Below are 17,990 nucleotides of genomic sequence, written 5' to 3'. Positions count from 1 at the left end.
TCAGCAGCGAGCGAGGGGCGAGAACGCGAGCGCCTGCGGGTCGCTCGGCCACTCGCCGCGGACCATGAGCTGATCGATGAGCACAGTGGGTTCGGCGACCAACCCATGATCACCCAGCGCGTCGGGACAAAAGTACGCAATCGCCGTGTCCACCTGCGAGCCCATGTGCGCGGCGATCTGCGCGAGCGAAGGCATCTGCGGCGCGATCACATCGTAGAGATCCAAGAACCGCTCGCGGATCGAGTACACGACCACGCACTCGAGCGCGGGGATCCACGCCAAGCTCGGTCCAGGGCTCCACAGCGCGAGGTCGATCAGCGCCAGCCAGCCGCCGTCATGCCCGGCCACGCGCCGCGAGACGGGGCAGCGGCGGGCCAGCTGCGTCGCGAGAAAGTCCATGTCACGCGGGTCGTCGCGCGCGAGCAGCCGCAGGCCATCGTCGGGGCCGCCGGGCACGGGACCCACGAAGATCGACTCCGCCTGGCTGACGAACCCAAACCGCGTGTAGATCTCGGGATCGTTGGCCCACAAGATCGCGGTGTCGTAGCGCGCGTCGATCCAGCTGAGCGCGGCCTCCATGCACCCTCGCATGTGCCCGCGCCCGCGCAGCTCGGCGTGGGTGCAGACCGCGTGGACACCCGCGACCGTGCACGAGCGCCCCGCGAGCACGACCGGGATCTCGAGCACGCCGACGTGGGCGACCACCTCGCCCTCGATGGTGTGCACGAAGGGGGTCGAGCGCTCGCACCAATCGGCGCCCCAGACCCGGGCCTGCGCGACCGCGCTGGGCAGCCTGGTCCAGGTTCCGCCGAGCAACGCGAGCGTGCTGGCACGCAGCTCTGGGCTGGCGGGGTAGGCCACGGCGCCGTCAGGGCTCGCGGGTGATCAGCTTGTCGATCGCGTGGACGGGCGCGGCGTCGCCGGCCATCAGGTGGGCGATCGCCGAGTACACCAGGCGCTGCTTGGCGACCGGCTTCTTGTCCGCGAACTCGGCCGAGGTCACGGCCAGCGCGTAGTGTCCGGGCGAGCCGATCGTGACCTCGATGACCGCGTCGGGCAGCTTGCTGGCGATCGCAGCGTGGAGCTGCTGGGCAATGTCCTCGCTCATGGCCGCGATGATGGCACGGGCCAGGGCGGCCTCAAAACCGACCGGCCGCCCCCACGCTGACGCCCCCAGGCAGCGGCGCGACCACGGGGACCAGCTGCAGCCGCGCGCCCTCGGCCCCCGGCGGCAGCGGCGGGACGGGTCGGCGTCGCCAGCCGCCGGTCCGCTGGTAGTCGCGCTGGTAGCTGGCGGCGACGGTGAACATGATCGGGGTTGCGACGGCGGAGAGGCACCCGATAGCGAGCATCGTCGCGCCGAGCTCGATCTGTTGGTTGCGCAGCGCGAACGCGCCCGAGGGAATGAACCCGAGCGCGCCGAGCACCCCAAACGAGCCACCGATCCTCAAGCCGCCACCTTGGGGCGTGCCGATCACCCGGTGGCCGATCTCCCAGCGGCGATAGGCGCGGGCCCGCTTGATGCCCAGGTACAGGCCGCCACCCGAGAACGCGAGCAGGCCGACGGTGGGCACGATCGTGGCGGGCAGCAGCCACTCGAGCGCGACGCCACGCTGAAGGCCCACGATCATCCCCGCGCTGAAACCGAGCCCGGTCAAGGCGATCGTGGTCCCGCTGAGCGCGAGGATGCTGTTGCCGTCGTTGGGGGCGCTGCCCGGGTCGGGAAATTCGGCGATGTAGCCCGGCTCCACGTCGGTCGGCTCGGCGTCGTCGAGCTCCGGGGGCGGCACGGCGAACTCGATGCCGGGCTCGTCGTCGTCGGGCTCGGGCACGGGCAGGTGCTTCGGATCGAGGGTCGGCGGCGGCAGGTCGACGCCCGGCGGCGGACCGGGGTCGTCGCTCGGGTCGCGCTGGAGATCCTCGTTGGGCGGGGGCGTGGGGGCTGGTTTGGAGGGACCCTCGGCGGGTCGCTCGGTCGGGCCGGGGCCAGCTCCCGCGAAGCTCGGCAACGGCGTGAGCGTCAAGCTGGCGCCGACGAGCGCGGCCAGGACGAACGACGAGCGCGGAGGCATTGCGCCGATAGTACTGCGTTGGAGCACGCGCCACCGGCTTGCGTCTGCGGGCAGCGACACGCTGAAACGGCGACGGGTTGTGAGCCAAATCGCAACCGCAGCCCTCGCCGTCGATCCGCGGACGGTGGGGGCGGCTGTGAGAGCGACTATCGTTGGGTCGTGCTCCGCCCGATGACCGCCGGGCCGAGCGGATGACTGTCATGATGCGCGCGACCGTGATCGAGACCGCCCCCGCGACGCTGGCCCGGCTCGCGCGACTCGACCCGGCCGAGGCGCTCACGCAGGTCGTGACGCTGCGGGCCGCGGTCCCGAGCTGCGGCGTGCCCGAGCGCCTCGACGCGCTCGCGGCCGCCCTGCCAGCGCGCGTTGGTGAGCTGGCGCCCGAGCTGGCGCTCGAGCTGGCGTCGCTGGCGGCGTTGCTGGTCAGTCACGCGCCGCGGCTGCCCGACGACGTCGACGCGCTCGAGCCGGTCGTGCGAGCGGCGTGGCTGCGGGTCGGGCTGTCGAGCCGCGACGCTGAGGTCTCGGCGCGGACCCTGGCGAGCCTCGACGACACATGGCTGCTGCACGTGCTCGACGGCTGGTCAGTGAGCGCGGCGGCGGACCCGGCGGCGCTGCTCGAGCGCATGTGCAGGGCCGAGGACGCCCGGTTGCGGGCGGCCGTGGTCCCGCGCCTCGCTGGCGCGGTCGCGGATCTGGCGATCACGCCCGAGCAAGGGTTTGCGTGCGTCGTCAGCCTGGCCAGCGACGTCTCGAATGTGAGGCCGACGCGTCGGGACGCGTACGCGTCGGTGTCGGCCGGGTGGTTGCAGCAGCTGTCCCCGCCGAGCGTGGCCGCCCGCGAACAGCTGATCCGGTCCGGCCTGGCCGACGGCGAGCTCGAGGTGGTTCGGATCTGCGTGGAGCTGGCCGCGAGCTTGGGGCTGCGCAGCGCCCTGCTCGAGCTGTTCGATCGCGCGGCCGAGCGGGACGACGCCACGCTGGTCGAGGCGATCATCGGGCTGGCGAGCGTCGCGACTCGGGCCGACCTCGAGCTCGCGCTGAGCCTCGCGCAGGCCGATCCACTTCGGTTTGGCGGCTGCGCCCGCACGCTGGTGCTCGCGGCCCACCGTCGCGGTGTGTTCATCGACGACGAGCTGATCCCCGCCGCGCTCGAGGCGTTCGACCACCACCACGGCTGGACCGCCGCCGAGCTGGTTCGCGTCACCTACGTCGCTCGGGCGGCGCTGCTCGATCAGCTCGGGCGGCTGCGGGCGCACGATCCCCGCTGGCGTCGACGCGCCGGGATCCTGGCGGCGAGCGTGGGCACGGGCGCGCACGATCTGCTCGCGGAGCTGCTCGTCGAGCTGGTCGAGCAGGAGCTCGCGGTCGTTGATCTGCGCGTTGCGGCGGCGTTGATCGAGGCCGCGGGCGCGTCACCCGAGTACGACGCCGAAGCGCCGCTGCTGGCGTGGCTGGATCGCCTGCCCGATCGCGTGATCCCGGTGCTGCGCGTCAAAGGCAGCGTCGAGGCGGCGGCGCGCTTGCAGGCGCTGCTCCAAGATCCCAGCTGTCCGGAGCCGCTGCGTGAGCCTGCGCTGGCGGCGGTGTGGGCCCTGAGCCCGGACCGGCCAACCCTGCTTCGCGAGCTCAGCGCGACCCTGGGTCCGCGTCGGTCGGGCCTGCTGAACACGCGCTGGCGGGCGGCTCGCGACGAGCTCGCGGCGTCGATCTACATGCAGGCCGAGTGGGCGCCGGATCCCGAGCACGAGCTCGAGCCCGGCCAGGTCCTCGCGCTGCTGTGCGAGTCGGGGGCGCTTCAGCATCTGGCCGAGGTCACCCGCTTGTTTCGCATCGTCTACGCCCAGGCGGTGCAGCTGGCGCTCAACGGCGACTTTTCGGTCAAGCGGGGCTCGCTGCCCGAGCTCGAGCAACAGATCTACCGCTACGGTCGGCAGCTGATCGTCGGGGGTCGGGCGGTGCGACGGTGGATCGAGCCAACACCCGAGACGGGTCGCGACCTGGTGCTGGCGCTGGCGGTTGACTGGCTGCGCGAGCGCCCCGAGCCGCCCGTGTGCGTGGCGTTGCTCGAGACGATCGCCCGTCACCAACCGCGCGGACCCTGGCTGCGCTTCATCGAGCCGTTGTGGCGTCACGCCGACGCCAACGTGCAGCGGGCCGCGATCGAGGCGATCTTGTCCGGCGACGACACGGACCAGGCCGGGGCCGAGGGGCTCGAGCTCTCGCTGTGTCGCCTGGCCGAGTCCAAGGACTGGCGACCGGTCTACCAGGCGCTCGGCGCGGTCGCCCGGTTCAAGGCTCGCTGGGCCGAGCCACTGGTCATCGCCGCGCTGCGTGGCAGGTCGATGTCGATCACCCAGGCGGCCGCCGAGGCGCTGGCGGTCGTGGGGTCGAGTCGCTGTGTGCCTGCGCTGGTCGGCGGGCTGGCCCACCATGGAAACCGGCACCTGCGGGAGCTGCTGCTCGACGCGCTGCTGGCCGTCGCGGGGTCCGCTCGCCCGGCGATCTTGCTCGACGCCCTGGTCGCGGAAGGTCAGCCGCGGCCGCACGATCGTCGCCAGCGACTGCTGCGTGAGGCGATCAGCGGGACCCTCAGCGTGGCCGCGGCGGTCCGCCTGGCGGGGTCGTCGGATTCCGTCCACGCGGCGCTGGTCGAGGCCGCGCTCGATGGCTCGGTCGCGCTCGCCGATGGCTCACGCCAGGTCCTGGCCGAGGCGCTGGTTCGGGCCAAGCTTCGCCCGGCGCCGAGCGAGCACGATCGCACCAAGCGGCTGCGGCTCGAGGGGTTCTCGCCCGAGGCGGCCCAGGAGTTGGTCGACGCGCGCGGGGACATGTCGGCCAGCGAGCTCGAGCGAGCGCTGGCGTGTGTACGGGCGGGCCTCGCCGACTGGCTCGCGTGGCTCGAGCCCGGGCAGATCGGTCGAGACGATCGGGCCCCGGCCGCGGCGATGGTGCTGCTCGAGGCGGCCACGAACCGCGAGCGCGAGCACGTCGATCCGCTGCTCGACCTCGCGGACGCGCTGGCCAGCCTGCCCGAGGGTCCGGGTCTGGATCGGCGGCCGCAGCTGATCACCGAATTCATCTCCCGCTGCGTGACATCAGCTGGGACGACGCCCGGCCAACGCATGCGCGCGCTGACCTTGGTGCGCGCGCAGCCGCCTGCCGCCGAGGTTCGCGGCGGTCGTCGCTACCAGCTGCTGGGCCAGCTCGGGGCGATCCGCACGCGGGCCGACATCGACGCGTGCCTCGCAGCGTGCCGGAGCGGGCCCGACCTGGTCGGCGACAGCACACGCTTGCTCGCCGAGATCCTCGCGCTGCCGAGCGAGCGCGACGACGAAGCTGAAGCGCTCGCGCAGCTGCGGCGCGAGATCCAGACCTGGTACAGCACCCCGCCTGCGCAGGCCGAGATCTGGCTGTCGGACGTGCTGCGGCTGCGTCCGCCGGGCCTGGCGGTCGCGCCCGAGCTGCCTGAAGATCGTCGCGCTTCGAGTGAACCACCGCCGTCGCGCGCCCGGCTGGACGCGCTCACGCTCGCGCTCACCGACGACCACCTCGAGCTCCGCGCCCGCGCGGCCGAGCGTCTGCTGGCGTGGCCCGAGGCGCGCGCGAGCTGGAGCGCCGTGCTCGACGGGTATCTGGCCGGCAGCTTCGAGCTCAGCGCGAGCGCTCGAACGGCGCTGGCGAACAGCCTCGACACCTGGCCGGGCTTGCAGGATCTCGCGCGTCCCAAGCCGGTCGCGTGGGGCAAGCAAGCGCAGGCGTTGGCGCACCAGCTAGACGCGGTTCAGCAGCGACGCCTGCTGCCGATCTGGGCCGAGGCGTGGTCCCGCGGGCAGCTCGAGCTGGGGCCGTTGATCACCAGCGTGCATCAGTCGCTGCTGATCCCCCTCGCGCGGGCGCGGGCCTATCAGGGGGAGCTGGGCCTGGTCCAGCTGCTGCGGCGCGACGGCTCGCTCGCCCTCGCGACGCTGGTCCGCGAGCTGGGTTCGCGGGCGCCCGAAGCTGTCGCGCACTTGCTCCCCGACCCGGTGCGTCGCGACGGGCCCGATGCCGACGAAGCGGTCGAGCTCAGCGATCCAATTCGCGGCATGAACGTGGATGAGCTGGTCGCCAAGATCGACGAGCCCCACGTGGACGTTGGCGTGGCCGTGCGGGCCGTGCATGCGCTCACCAGCCACGGCGAGCGAGCCGTGGACGCGCTGGACAACCTGTGCTTGGACCCTCGCGCCCGGGTCCGCAGCGCCGCGCTTCGATGTCTGCGCAGGGTCGCCCCGCGCGACCGCTGCCTGGCCGCGGCCGCGCGCGTGTTGGCGATCGAGACCCGCCGTGACGTCATCGCAGGCTTGATGAAGACGCTGGCCAACGGGCGCCACGAGCCGGGCGCGGCGGCGGTGCTCGCATACACCACCCACCGCGACACCACGCTGCGCAACGCGGCCTTCGACGCGCTGTCGCTGTGGGGCCGCGAGATCGTACCGACCTTGCGGCGAGCGTCGCGGCGCGCCCGGCCCGATCACCGGCGCACGTACGAGAGCGTGATCGCGTGGCTCGAAGGCGACGCCGCATCGGACCAGACGCCAGTTTAGTTGATCAGCAGATCATTGCTGACGTCGCGTGGATACTCGACGAAGGTCAGCGAGATCGAGCTGGACACGACGGTCACGGGCATCAGCGCGGGGTCGAGCTGGATCGTGGTGATCGTGTTGGAGTTGAGCGGGACCGGGCCAATGTCGAAGTAGTACTCCGCGGCGCCATCGAACACGGTCACGGCCACGCCGCGCAGCGTGGCATTGTTGTACTCGGGGTCGAGCGCGGCATAGACGATGCTCGAGGTGACATCGAGCGTGCAGTTGGGGCAGCCGATCTCGGTTGGCTGGGGCTCGGTGTAGGGCAGCTCGGGCAAGATCTGCGTGGGGCAGGCGCCCTGGCTGGTCGCGAAGTAGCCGGTCAACGGGTAGCCGCAGCTGGCAGGGCACACGGTCGCCGGGCCAAAGCTGGGTGCCCGCGTGAAGTCTGGGATCACGCTGGCGAGGTCGTTGAACAGATCACCCAGGCTCACGATCGGCGGGGCGTTCACACACGCCAGCGTGTTGGCGAAGGGCTGGGCCGGGCAGTTGCTGCCGGGCAAGTCGCACGCGTGATCGAGGGCCGCGCACACGTCGATCTTCATGACGTCGGTCTCGTTGGTCGGGCCTACGTAGTCGGCGGTCATGGTCGTGTCGACGCCGGACTCATAGAGCACCTGCATCACCCGACTCGCGTTCATGTTCTTGTTGTAGGACCAGACCAGCGCCGCGGCGCCAGCGGCCGTCGCCGCGGCTGCCGAGGTGCCGGTCACCGCCGTGCTGTCACCGCGCCCGACCGCGTGGGTGGCAGAAGACGCGAGCCGAGGCATGCCATCCTCGCGGGTGCGCGGCATGGGGGCGAGGTCATGGTCGAGGCCGCCGATCGAGTACAGGAGCGGCCGGTAAGCGGCCGAGACCGCCGGAATTGGCGCGCCGAGGGCCGCGCAGCGGGCCGCGTCTGGAGCTGGATGCTGCTCCCACGCCCCGGGCAGGAGCGGGCCTGTGCTGCACAGGTGGCCTTGGTTGCCGGCGGCCGCGATGATGATCGCGCCGTGGCAAGATGCGTACTCGAGCGCGGTGTGGACGGCAGCCACGGCCGGCGAGTCGGTCGCGAGCTCGCCGAACTCGGGCTCCCACCCCAGGCTCAGGCTCAAGATCAGCTTCGGTTTCAAGCCGTTCCAGTCGGTGGTGTCCCAGTCGTCGACCGCGGCGTAGATGCTTCGGGCGACGTCGCCCTGGGAGCCGAAGAAGCCACCCTTCACGAGGTCGACCTGACCGGCGGCGATGCGGGGCATCGCCAGGCCTCGCACGACATCGACCGCACACGGGGCCAGTGGGTCGGGGCACGCGATGTCCTCGACCATGCGGACCATGATCTCGCCGTGGTCGGAGTGCGGGTTGTACGGGGCGGGCTCGGGGACCGAGTCGAGCACCGCGACGACGACCGGCCACCGCGATGCCTCCGAACTCGGCAGGTCCAGATCCGCGCTGCTTGTCCAGCCGATCGCTGCATGGAACAGGTCCAAGATGTCGGGATTGAGCTCAGTCCACAGCGCGTCATTGGGTTCGCCCTGCTCGAACACGGCCTCACAGTCGGACCCGACCGCGACCAGGCTGGGGATGCTGGTCAGGTCGGCCACGTTCTCTTGCTCGGGCGCTCCATTCCAGGTGTAGACGCAGTAATTTCCAAGCACGCCCACGGCGCCTGGAAACAGCTTGGACGACACCCAGTTGGCCGCGGCCGGACAGGTCTTGGCCTGCTTGATCGCGATCTGGCGGGTGGTCGGACACGCCGCGTCGACCAACTCCACGTCACGCAGGATCTCTTCAACCGGGCCGGGCTGAACCTCGTCACAAGCGAGGGCGGTCAGGGTCAGCAGCGGGGCGAGAATACGGAGCAGGCGAGTGTCGGCGGTCATGTCTATCACTTGTCTTTCAGGCCCTCGGCAATGACGCGGACCGCCAGCGAAGTTTTCTCGTCATCGCGACCAGCCCGGTCGGCAATGGCTGGAGAGAGCCGCGGATGTGGTCGCCGCGAGCAGGGACGAGGCCGCGAACCCGAGCATATCCGATCTGATGGTGCATGGCGCATCGTCCACTCGCGGACGCGAAGTGGTTTTGGTATCAAGCGCTCGTGTCGAGCTCCGCGGACGACGAGCGCCTGGTCCAGGCGGCGCTGGCTGGGGCCCCGGCTGCGCGGCGTGAGCTCGCCGCGCGCCTGCTCGACACGATCCAGCGCGAGGTCAGCTTCGTGCTGCGCCGCCGCGCGTCGGCCCAGCATCGCGACCCGCGCCAGGAGGTGCGTGACCTGGTCCAGGACGTGCTCATCTCGCTGTTCGAGCGCGATGGGCACGAGCTTCGGCGCTGGGATCCACAGCGTGGCCGCAGCCTCGACAGCTTCGTCCGGCTGGTCGCGCGGCGGAAGGTCGCGCGGATCCTGGGTCAGCACAAAGGCAACCCGTGGGCGGACGAGCCGATCGATCCCCAGACCATCGAAGCGGACGCGGACAGCGAGGGCGACGCCGAGCTGGTGGTGCTGCTCGAGCAGCGGGCCGAGCTCGGGGCCGTGCTCGATGCCCTCTACGGGCACATGAACGAGCGGGATCTCGAGCTGTTCGACCAGCTGTTCGTGTACGAGCGCGATCCGGCCGAGGTCGCGGAGAACCTCGGCATGACCCGCGGAGCCGTGAACGCCTGGAGCTATCGGACCCGCAAGCTGGCTCGCGCCTACGCGCTCGAGAAAACCACGTCATCGCCCGGCGTGGCGGTGACAAGGGGACTGACGAGTCATGACTGACGAACTTCTGCACGCGCTCGGTCGCCACCAGCGCGAAGATCTGTCCACGGCGCCAGAGCACGTCGAGGACGAGCGCTCGCGGCCGCTCTCGGACGACGAGCGCGCGACGATCCTGGCGGCCATGGATGACATGTTCGCGGGCCTCGACGCGAGCCCGGCTGGATCCGCGCCCACGGGCCCCAGGCCGGAAGTGGCGCCGGAAGTGGCGTCGGAACCCGACCTGGAACCCGCTCCGGGCAGGGTCATCGAGCTGGCGCCGCGGCGTCGCTCGGTGGCCGTGATCGTGGCGGTGCTGGTCTCGGCCGCGGCTGCGGTCGCGCTGGTCTGGCTGGGTGTGTCGGGGGGTCCAGACGCCACGGGGGACCAGCAGCTGGCGAGGGTCCCCGACTATGAGATCACCCAGCTGCGGGGCGGGGCGGCCAGCCAGCGTTCGGATCCAGACCAGCCCGCCGATCCGGGCACGCCGTCGCTGACGCTGCGGGCGGACGACGAGATCGACTGGGTGTTCACGCCGAGCGAGCCAGTCGGTACCCCGGTCGCTGCCGCGCTGCTCGGTCGCTCGACCGACGGCGCGCTTCGGTTCGCGCCAACGCTCGCGGTCGAGGCTTCTCCACAAGGGGCGATCCGCGTGCGCGGTCAGCTGGCGAGCCACCTCGCGCTCACGCCGGGCGAGTGGACGCTCGAGCTGCTGGTCGCCGAGCCCGACCAGCTCCCGCAGACCAGCCAAGCGGCGGCGGCGGCTGGCAGCCCGGGCGCGTGGCGTCGCGTGGAGTTTCGGGTGATCATCACCGCCGAGTGAGGCGCCTCGCACTGTTCGTCTTGCTGGCCCTCGTCTGGCTGGCGAGCGGTTGCCCGCGCTCGTCTGATCGCTACGGGGGGCCGGTCGCTTCGCGCGAGCAGCCGGTCATCCCCGACGTGCCGACCCCCACGATCGAGTTCGTCGGGTGCCGTCACATCGAGGCGGGCGCGTGTCACCTCGACCAGGGGCGCGAGGCTGAGCTGAGCGTGTGGGTCGACATCCAAGCCAAGGCTGGGATCCAGGTCACGGTCGATGGCGAGCCGGTCGACGCGCCCAGCGTGGCGGCCGACGGCGGACAGCGGCTGTCCCTGCAGCTGGCGCCCCAGGCCGAGCGCGTGGAGATCGACGCCAGCCCGGCGTGGACCGATCCCTTTGTGCTTCGCTTGGTCCGCGAGCGCGTCGCGGCCGTGGTCACCGAGGCCGAGCAGCTAAGTCGCGAGGGGGACCCCGCCCGAGCGATCGAGCTGCTGAGCGCGGCGCTCGAGCCTGGCGACGCGCTGCCGCCCACCGAGCGGCTCGCGGTGCTGCAGCGGCTGCGTCGCCTGCTCGGAGGGGTCGACCGCAGCCTCGCGCTGGGTCGCACGGAGGAGGCAGCCGAGCTCGCGCGCGGGATCGGCCGCACCCGCGATCTCGCTGACTGTGCCGCCGCGGCGACCGTCCTCAGCATTCAAGCCGGGGATCTCGCCAACGCGCAGCGCTGGACCCAGACACTCGAGGCGGCCGGTGCGGACCTTCCCGAAGCCCGAGTCTGGGGCCGCTACTACGGGGGCGTGCTCGCGGCCCGAACCGGCGATCTCAGCGGCTCGGTGCGGGCGCTCGAGGACGCCCGGCGCGGGGCCGAGCGGCTGGGCATGTTTCGGATCACGCTGGTCGCGAGCGAACAGCTGGCGACCTTGTTGGCCGAGCTCGGTCGCGGTGACGAGGCGCTGGCGGTCGCACGCGACGTGCTGGCGAGCGCCGCGGCGCCGAGCGTGAGCTGCCAGGATCGCGCCCGCGCGCTCGGGAACGTCGGCTGGATCAACCTGCTCTTGGCCGAGGCCGAGCTCCCGCATGATCCAGCGCGCCCGCTCCTGGAGGCGCAGCTGGCCGCCGTGGACGAGGGCGGCGCGTGTCCGAATCCCTACAACGCCGCCCGCGTGAACCTGGCCCTGGTCGCGCTCGCCGAGCACGAGCCCGAGGAGGCGTGGGACTGGGTGCGCGACGCGGCGGCGGTGACCGTGCCCGCGTACCTGCAGCCCTGGGTCGCCGAGATCGAGGCGCAGATCGGCGTCGCCACCGGCCGTGAAGAGCTGATCCCGGCGCTCGTGCGCCGCCCGGATCTCGGCGAGGGCGAGCCTGGTATGCGGTGGATTGCGATCGTCCGGCACGCCCGTCTGCTCGAGGCCTACGGCCTGCACGACGCCGCGATCGAGGCGCTCGAGGCCGCCGAGCTGCTGCTCGAGGACACCCTCGGCGGCGTCGGGGTCGACCCCGGTCGGGAGCTGTTCTTGTCGGGGCGGCGGGCCAGCGCCGAGGGCCTCGTCGATCTGCTGATCCGCGCCGGGCGGATCGACGAGGCGTTCTGTCGGGCCCGGCTGGCGCGCGGGCGGACGCTGCGGACGATCGATCGCGCGGCCAGGATCGCCAGCCTCAGTCCCCAGCAGCGGACCGATCGCGAGGCCCTGTTGTTCGGCTTCATGACGGCGCGTGACACCCTCGCGGCCGAGCGCCGCCAGGACTGGGAGTTCTCGGCGCCCGAGCGCGAGCGTCGTGAGCGACGCCGCGCGGATCGAATGGCGGAGGCGATGGCGCTGCTCGATCGAGCGCTGGGCATGGTCTCGGACACTCGTGAACCACCGAGCTGTGCTGCGCTGCCGCCGATCCGCGACGGCGAGCTCACGCTCATGCAGTTTCCTGCGGGTGGCGGCGGCTCGTGGGTGTTCGTCGCGGACGCCCAGGGGGTCAGCGTGACGCCGGTCGTCGATCCGCCGGTCCTCGGGCATCGCGACCACGATCACGAACACGATCACGAACACGATCACGCGTGGGCCCGGCACGTCCTGGATCCGAACGCCGCGCGGCTGCACGCGGCCGAGCAGATTCGCGTGATCCCGACCGGCGCGGGCTGGGGGGTGGCCTTTCACGCGCTCGCGTTCGACGGTGGCGTGCTGCTCGACGCGGCGCCGATCGTCTACGCCCTCGATCTGCCGACCCGGCCCGACCCGAGTCGCGGGGCGGCCGATCTCGCCCGCGCGCTCGTCGTGGCCAACCCCTCCAACGATCTGCCGCAAGCCCAGACAGAGGCGAGCGAGGTCGAGCGCCGCCTGCTCGGCGGCGGCTGGACCGTCGAGCACCTGCAGGGCGCGGCGGCCACGGGCCAGGCCATGGCCGAGGCGATGTCCGACGTCGCGCTGCTCCACTATGCCGGCCATGGCACCCACGGCGGGCCGAGCGGCTGGGAGGCCGCGCTGGTCCTGCACGACAGTGACCGGCTCAGCGTGATCGACATCCTCGCGCTGCCACGCGTGCCCGCGGCCGTGGTCCTGTCTGGGTGTGACACCGCGACCGTCAATGAGCAGACCCTGACGGGCGGCATGAACCTTGGACGCGCCTTTGTCCTGGCGGGCGCGAGCTGGGTGCTGGCCGCCGACGGCAAGGTCGACGACGCGCTCGCGCGAGACATCGGCGTGTCCCTCTACGAGCGAGCGGCCGACGCCGCTGGCGCGCACGGGCAGCTCGATGGCGCCGCCGCCCTCCGCGACGCCCAGCTGCGCCTGCGCAGTCAGGGCGTCCCCGGCTGGCAGGCGTTTCGCGTGGTCGTACCGTAGCGATCTAGCAGGCGTTCGCGGGGCGACAGGTCTTGCTGATCAGGTTGGTCGGTAAGTGCAGCTTGCAGCAATTCGACGTGCACTGACCGTGGCGGGCACAGGTGTCACCTTGGGGCTTCTCGGGTCGGCACTCGTTTTTACCGAAGCCGATCACCCCCTTCCAGCAAAATTCGTTGCCGTTGCAGTCGGTGTCTTTGTCACACTCTTCGCCCGAGGGTTGCTCGCCGTTGCAGACCGCCATGCAGTCATTCTTGGCGGACTCGGCCAGCGCCAGCGACACGAAGTACGAAGCCGTCCCCGCCGCGATGATCACCGGGGCAAAGATGCCCGACGCGGCGGCAGCGGCCAGGATCCCGATGTAGGTGGTCAGGGCCGAGGCCGCGGACACGCCATAGATGAGGATGCACTCGGCCTCGCAGTCGTCGATCTGTGTGTCGAGCGGCTCGGTGATGTCTCGCAGCTCGTTCTCGATCGCGCCCTCGAGGTGCGAGCGGCTCGCGTCGGTCGAGGCCGCCGCCGTGAACACGCTCTCGAGCTGTGCAGGCTCCATCTGGCCGAGCTTGTACTTGGCGATCAACTGCTGGGTCAGCGCCAGCTGTTGATCGATGACCTGGCGCTGGACACCGGTCGCCTCCAGAAACGGGTCGAGCTCGATGAGCTCCGAGTAGTTGACGTGGCCGACCGTGACCACGAAGGCCTGCAGATCTTCGTCGCTCGACGTCGTGTGCGCGACAGCCCGCTGAGCGGTCATCTCCACGGTGGCGTCGAGCAGGCTGGCAAACAGTGGATCCGCGCTGATCGTCTCGGCCAGCTGCATCGCGCGGAGCTCGTCGTCGTCAGCGTCGTCGGTTTCGTAACCAGCGCTCTCCTCGATCGTCTCGGCCTCGGGCGCGCAGGCCAGCAGCGGCCCGCACAACAGCGTGATGATCGAGCCGAGCGCGATGAGGGCGTTGAAGGTGCGTGGGAGGCGAGCGTTCCGGGTCATGCGGACCCGTTGCCACCGACGACCCACGCGATGACGGCGAGGCGAAAAAAATCCACCTGCCGTCAGTCGCGGTCAGTTGGGCGCTAGCGCTCGTAGACCCGGTGGGTCAGGTTGAGGCTGAGCGGGCCGTTGCTGGCGCTACAGCGCACGAAGTCCCACGCGTTCGGGGTCGCCAGGCTGGCGGCCTGGGCGTTGACCGCGACGGTGTTGGGATCCCACTCGATGAAGCTGACGTCGTCGAGGAACACCTGGCCGTCGCCGCCGCTGTTCGGCGGATAGTGGCGAAAGTAGACCATCAGCGAGTCCGCGTTGTTGGGCGGGGTCACGTCGATCGTGAATTGCGACCAGCCGTAGTTGGAGGCGAGGTTGGTGAACTTGGTGGACTGCGAGACGGTGTTGCCAGCGGAGCTGAGCCAGCGGACCGAGACCTCGAACTTGCCGGCGTTCTCACCCATGTGCCAGCCGGTGATCGTGACGGGGCGGTTGCCCGCGACCTCGAGCCTGTTACCCATCCACAAGCTGGTGCGGTCGTTGTAGCTGGACTTGCGCAGCAGCACCGCCGCACCGTCGCCGCTGCGGGTCTCGCTGCCCTGCACGTAGCGGGCGCTGGACTGGACCCACAGATCACCCTCGAGGTAGGCGTCGTCGACGTCAGGATCTTCGAAGTCGCCGATCCCGAGCAGGTCGCGGCCGAGCTCACAGGTGGCGGGCGCGCTGCTCGACAGGGCCGCGAGCGCGTCGGTCTGGGTGTAGGGATCGAGCGCGACGGGGCCGGTCGAGCCGCCGGCGACGGTGAGCCCGCGGGCGTCGACGAGATCCGTGGTCTGGACCTCGCTCTCGTCGGTGGCGACGACCAGGCGCCCGCCCTCGGCGAAGATCACCGCGCGGTCGAACCCGCTGACCGGGGCCTCGGCCGTTGAGAGATGCGCGAGGTGGCGACCCATGTCGGCCAGGGCAGCGCCGACGAGCGGGCGCGGGACGTAGCCGTCGAGCCGATAGGGCGCGAGCTGGACCCGCTCGACCTCGGGGCCGCTCGGCCCCTCGATGATGTCGACGATCGCCAGGTACGAGCGCATGGTCTCGTACACGTCTTGGTCGAACACGAAGTTGCCCAGCGAGCCAAACACGTACCGGGGGCCGTCACCTGCGTCGATAATCGAGACCCCGTGCGCGACGTGGGGGTGGTGCGCGATCACCAGCCCAGCGCCGTGCTCGACGACCCGCTCGAAGTCGTAGTGGCTGCCCGAGGTCTGCTCCCACGCGTACTCGCTGCCGCCGTGGATCACGGGGATCGCAAACCGGCCCGCCGCGACCTCGTCGTCGACGAACGCGTCGAGGTTGGAGGAGAACGAGGGCAGGGCGCCGGCCTTGAGCGGCGCGCCGCGGGTCACGACCTCATAGTCCTCCCCGTACGAGTACCCGATATAGTTGCTGAAGCTCTGTAGCGAGATCTCGACCCCGTTGATGTCGGGGCGCAGGAAGCTGGCCGCGGCGTCGTTGGGGTTCATGCCCGCCCCGAAGTGGGGCAGGCCGATCGCGTCGAGGTGAAACAGCGTGTCGGCGACGCCGAGATCGAGGTAGTCGTAGATATGGTTGTTGCCCAGCGAGACCGAGTCGATCCCGACCCCGGGGAGCTCGGCCGCGCTCTCGGGGTACGCGGCGAAGACGTAGGACTTGTTGGGGTGCGGTGTGGAGAAGTCGTCGGTGACCGGGGTCTCGAGGTTGATCGAGGTGTGGTCGTCGGCCTGCAACAGGGGCTGCATGTAGCGAAACAGCGCCTGGGTGTCTTCACCCAGGTTGTCGAGGTGGAGGACCCCGTCGTCGAACATGCGCCGATCGAACATGGCGTCGCCGCCGAAGGTCAGGCGCGCGCGGCCGAACTGCTCGGCGACGAGCTCGATGTCGCCGAGATCCACGGTGTCCTCGCCAAGCTCGACCTGCAGGTAGACCGGCAAGACCTCCGTGTAGTAGCCGTCCATGCTGACCTCGAGCAGGACGTTGCGGCGGGCGAGCCCGGTGAGCTCGAAGTCACCCGCTTGCCACGCCATCGCAGCCTCGCCGTCGTTGGTCAGGCTGTCACCCCAGCCGATCAGGCGCAGCTGCGCGCCCATGATCGGCATGCCCTCGGTGTCGATGACGCGGCCCGCGAGCGCGATCGGGGTGGCCAACACGAGATCTTGGTAGTCGCTCTCGTCGGTGTCGAACCCGTAGCCGGCGTGGACCGGTGTCGCGACTGTAATTGCGACGACCAGCGCGGCCGTCAGACCTGCCCCACGAGCGCGAATACGAGAAAAAGGCAGTGTGGTTGACATGGCTGGGAGTGTTCGGATGTGCATTGCAGAGTTCGCCAAAGTGCGCCCGGTCGGGCTTACCGATACCATAATCTAAGTTGATAGAAACAGCTATTTGGTACTAGACACACCGACGTTGGCCTCTGGTGATACCATCAGTGCTGTCTGCAAGAGCGGTTTCGGCCATGAATTCGCGCGATCTCGGGGAGCGGGGCGATTCGCCACACCCTCCGGGTCCGCATGATCGAAAATGAGCACAGTCTATGCGGATAGTGTGGTGCCTGCTGACCCCGCATGGTGTAGCCAATAATGTCACGTGCACACACACCCGGAGATCAACCTGACGACACCGGCTTGACACCCGGCGACTGCGCGAGTACACCTGCCCGTCGAGGCTTCGTATGTACGGACGTTCGCTCCCCCCAACACGCTCGAGCGCACCACCATGTGTGCGCTCGCTGTTGTGGGCAAGCGTCGGTTCCGGAGCCTCGAGCGGCTGAGTCCCAAGTGGATTCCCAGTCCCCCTGAGCGCCCGGAACCCAGCTTCCGCGGCGCTCTTCTCGTTTTTCTCTGCTCAATGAAACGACCCAGAAAGGAACCATGTCATGCAAAAATTCACGCACATCGAAGCGCTTCATCAGGTGGCCCGCTACATCGAGATTACCAACCAAACCCGGGAGTGCCCGGAGCAGCACAAGATCCGTACGCCCGTCACCTATCGGGGCACGGTCAAGCTCCACGGCACCAACGCGGGCGTGGTGTGCTCGCCAGACGCCCTGGTCGTCCAGTCGCGGTCGCGGGTCATCACCGTCGAGCAAGACAACGCTGGGTTCGCGGCCTGGATGGCCGATCCCGAGCGAATCACCGCGGTCCGCACAATCGAGGCCTCGGTCCGAGCGGCCGCGGGTCTGGATGCGGCCACGCCGGTCACCCTATACGGTGAATTCGTGGGCCCGGGCATCCAAAAGGGCACGGCGATCAACGGGCTGCCCACTCGTCAGTGGGTGGTGTTCGCGGCCCGGCTCCTGAAGGAGGAGAGCGAGCACGACGCTGGGTACCTCGACGCGATCGGCCCGTTTGGTGATGCGCACGCGGCCGTGGGGATTTACTCGGTGTTCGACGCTCCCACTCACGAGCTGACCGTCGACTTCGAGCTGCGCCGGACCCTGACCGAGGCCGCGAGTCAAGCCGAGGAATTGACCGCGGCCGTCGAAGCAAAGTGCCCATGGGGTGCCCGATTTGGGATCGAGGGTATCGGTGAGGGGCTGGTGTGGACGCCAATTGGGCCACATTGGGGCAACACGAACCTCTACTTCAAGACCAAGGGTGAGAAGCACAAGGGCACCAAGGGCAGCAAGGGCGCGGCTGTGCAGATCGACCCCGAGGTGCTGGCCGGGATCGAGGCATTCATCGAATTCGCGGTGACCGACAATCGCCTCGAGCAAGGTCTGGACTCGCTCAATGAGCAGGGGCACACGATCGAGATGAAGAACATGAAGTACTTCTTGCAGTGGGTCGGGCAAGACGTGAAGCGCGAGTGCTCGAGCGACCTCGAGGCCAGCGGGCTCGACTGGAAGGCGGTCAGTCGCGCGCTCACGGTCAAGGCCAGGGAGTTCTACATCGAGCGCGTGCGCGCGCTGTAGTTCGCTGAAGTCCACGCTCATCGGCGCTGGC

At 70.1% G+C, this 17,990-nt stretch carries 11 protein-coding genes; 5 read left to right on the top strand and 6 right to left on the bottom strand.

All coding sequences use genetic code 11. The features are described 5' to 3' along the window. The 3 genes from ENSA7_RS02590 to ENSA7_RS02580 are packed head-to-tail and all read right to left on the bottom strand — an operon-like array spanning position 1 to position 2,072. Entirely contained in the window at positions 1–861 is an 861-nt protein-coding gene (locus tag ENSA7_RS02590) for a GNAT family N-acetyltransferase (protein ID WP_106087599.1), read from the bottom strand. 7 nt (positions 862–868) lie between these two features. After that, on the bottom strand, positions 869–1,108 hold the full coding sequence (locus ENSA7_RS02585; protein WP_106087598.1) for a BolA/IbaG family iron-sulfur metabolism protein: 240 nt from the start codon (positions 1,106–1,108) through the stop codon (positions 869–871). A gap of 31 nt (positions 1,109–1,139) precedes the next feature. Further along, positions 1,140–2,072: a hypothetical protein gene (locus ENSA7_RS02580; RefSeq protein WP_106087597.1), complete on the bottom strand. Its 933-nt coding sequence runs from the start codon at positions 2,070–2,072 to the stop codon at positions 1,140–1,142. Positions 2,073–2,272: 200 nt separating this feature from the next. Between ENSA7_RS02580 and ENSA7_RS02575 the strand changes: the two genes are divergently transcribed. Further along, on the top strand, positions 2,273–6,658 hold the full coding sequence (locus tag ENSA7_RS02575) for a hypothetical protein (RefSeq protein ID WP_181233001.1): 4,386 nt from the start codon (positions 2,273–2,275) through the stop codon (positions 6,656–6,658). Here the strand turns inward: ENSA7_RS02575 and ENSA7_RS02570 are convergent. After that, positions 6,655–8,556 carry a S8/S53 family peptidase gene (locus ENSA7_RS02570; RefSeq protein ID WP_106087595.1) on the bottom strand — a complete coding sequence of 634 codons (1,902 nt, stop codon included), beginning with the start codon at positions 8,554–8,556 and terminating at the stop codon, positions 6,655–6,657. The genes ENSA7_RS02575 and ENSA7_RS02570 overlap by 4 nt on opposite strands. 164 nt (positions 8,557–8,720) lie before the next feature. Here ENSA7_RS02570 and ENSA7_RS02565 point away from each other — a divergent pair, with 164 nt between their 5' ends. The 3 genes from ENSA7_RS02565 to ENSA7_RS02555 are packed head-to-tail and all read left to right on the top strand — an operon-like array spanning position 8,721 to position 13,040. After that, positions 8,721–9,434: a sigma-70 family RNA polymerase sigma factor gene (locus ENSA7_RS02565; protein WP_106087594.1), complete on the top strand. Its 714-nt coding sequence runs from the start codon at positions 8,721–8,723 to the stop codon at positions 9,432–9,434. Next, on the top strand, positions 9,427–10,233 hold the full coding sequence (locus tag ENSA7_RS02560) for a hypothetical protein (protein ID WP_106087593.1): 807 nt from the start codon (positions 9,427–9,429) through the stop codon (positions 10,231–10,233). The genes ENSA7_RS02565 and ENSA7_RS02560 overlap by 8 nt, the downstream gene beginning before the upstream one ends. Continuing rightward, positions 10,230–13,040, top strand: a complete 2,811-nt coding sequence (locus tag ENSA7_RS02555; protein WP_106087592.1) for a CHAT domain-containing protein — start codon at positions 10,230–10,232, stop codon at positions 13,038–13,040. Before ENSA7_RS02560 ends, ENSA7_RS02555 begins: the two co-directional genes overlap by 4 nt. A gap of 4 nt (positions 13,041–13,044) precedes the next feature. Here the strand turns inward: ENSA7_RS02555 and ENSA7_RS02550 are convergent, their stop codons facing one another. Then, positions 13,045–14,025, bottom strand: coding sequence for a dickkopf-related protein (locus ENSA7_RS02550; RefSeq protein WP_106087591.1), 981 nt, complete (start codon positions 14,023–14,025; stop codon positions 13,045–13,047). A gap of 83 nt (positions 14,026–14,108) precedes the next feature. Next, complete coding sequence (locus ENSA7_RS43060) at positions 14,109–16,337, bottom strand: CapA family protein (protein ID WP_181232999.1); 2,229 nt, start codon at positions 16,335–16,337, stop codon at positions 14,109–14,111. Between the two features lie 584 nt (positions 16,338–16,921). Here ENSA7_RS43060 and ENSA7_RS02540 point away from each other — a divergent pair. Next, positions 16,922–17,959 (top strand): RNA ligase family protein, encoded by a 1,038-nt coding sequence (locus ENSA7_RS02540; protein WP_106087589.1) that lies wholly within the window; start codon positions 16,922–16,924, stop codon positions 17,957–17,959. Positions 17,960–17,990: the final 31 nt, after the last annotated feature.

Source organism: Enhygromyxa salina (assembly GCF_002994635.1).
Taxonomy (GTDB): Bacteria; Myxococcota_A; Polyangia; order Nannocystales; family Nannocystaceae; genus Plesiocystis; species Plesiocystis salina_B.
Note: the sequence above shows the minus strand (reverse complement) of the source record. Positions and strands in the feature narration are given on the sequence as shown.

What these genes read in the sequence shown, in the direction of transcription:
- ENSA7_RS02585 (WP_106087598.1), bottom strand. Translation starts at nt 1,108, where the DNA reads ATGAGCGAGGACATTGCCCAGCAGCTCCACGCTGCGATCGCCAGCAAG.
- ENSA7_RS02580 (WP_106087597.1), bottom strand. Translation starts at nt 2,072, where the DNA reads ATGCCTCCGCGCTCGTCGTTCGTCCTGGCCGCGCTCGTCGGCGCCAGC.
- ENSA7_RS02575 (WP_181233001.1), top strand. Translation starts at nt 2,273, where the DNA reads ATGATGCGCGCGACCGTGATCGAGACCGCCCCCGCGACGCTGGCCCGG.
- ENSA7_RS02570 (WP_106087595.1), bottom strand. Translation starts at nt 8,556, where the DNA reads ATGACCGCCGACACTCGCCTGCTCCGTATTCTCGCCCCGCTGCTGACC.
- ENSA7_RS02565 (WP_106087594.1), top strand. Translation starts at nt 8,721, where the DNA reads ATGGCGCATCGTCCACTCGCGGACGCGAAGTGGTTTTGGTATCAAGCG.
- ENSA7_RS02560 (WP_106087593.1), top strand. Translation starts at nt 9,427, where the DNA reads ATGACTGACGAACTTCTGCACGCGCTCGGTCGCCACCAGCGCGAAGAT.
- ENSA7_RS02550 (WP_106087591.1), bottom strand. Translation starts at nt 14,025, where the DNA reads ATGACCCGGAACGCTCGCCTCCCACGCACCTTCAACGCCCTCATCGCG.
- ENSA7_RS43060 (WP_181232999.1), bottom strand. Translation starts at nt 16,337, where the DNA reads ATGTCAACCACACTGCCTTTTTCTCGTATTCGCGCTCGTGGGGCAGGT.
- ENSA7_RS02540 (WP_106087589.1), top strand. Translation starts at nt 16,922, where the DNA reads ATGCAAAAATTCACGCACATCGAAGCGCTTCATCAGGTGGCCCGCTAC.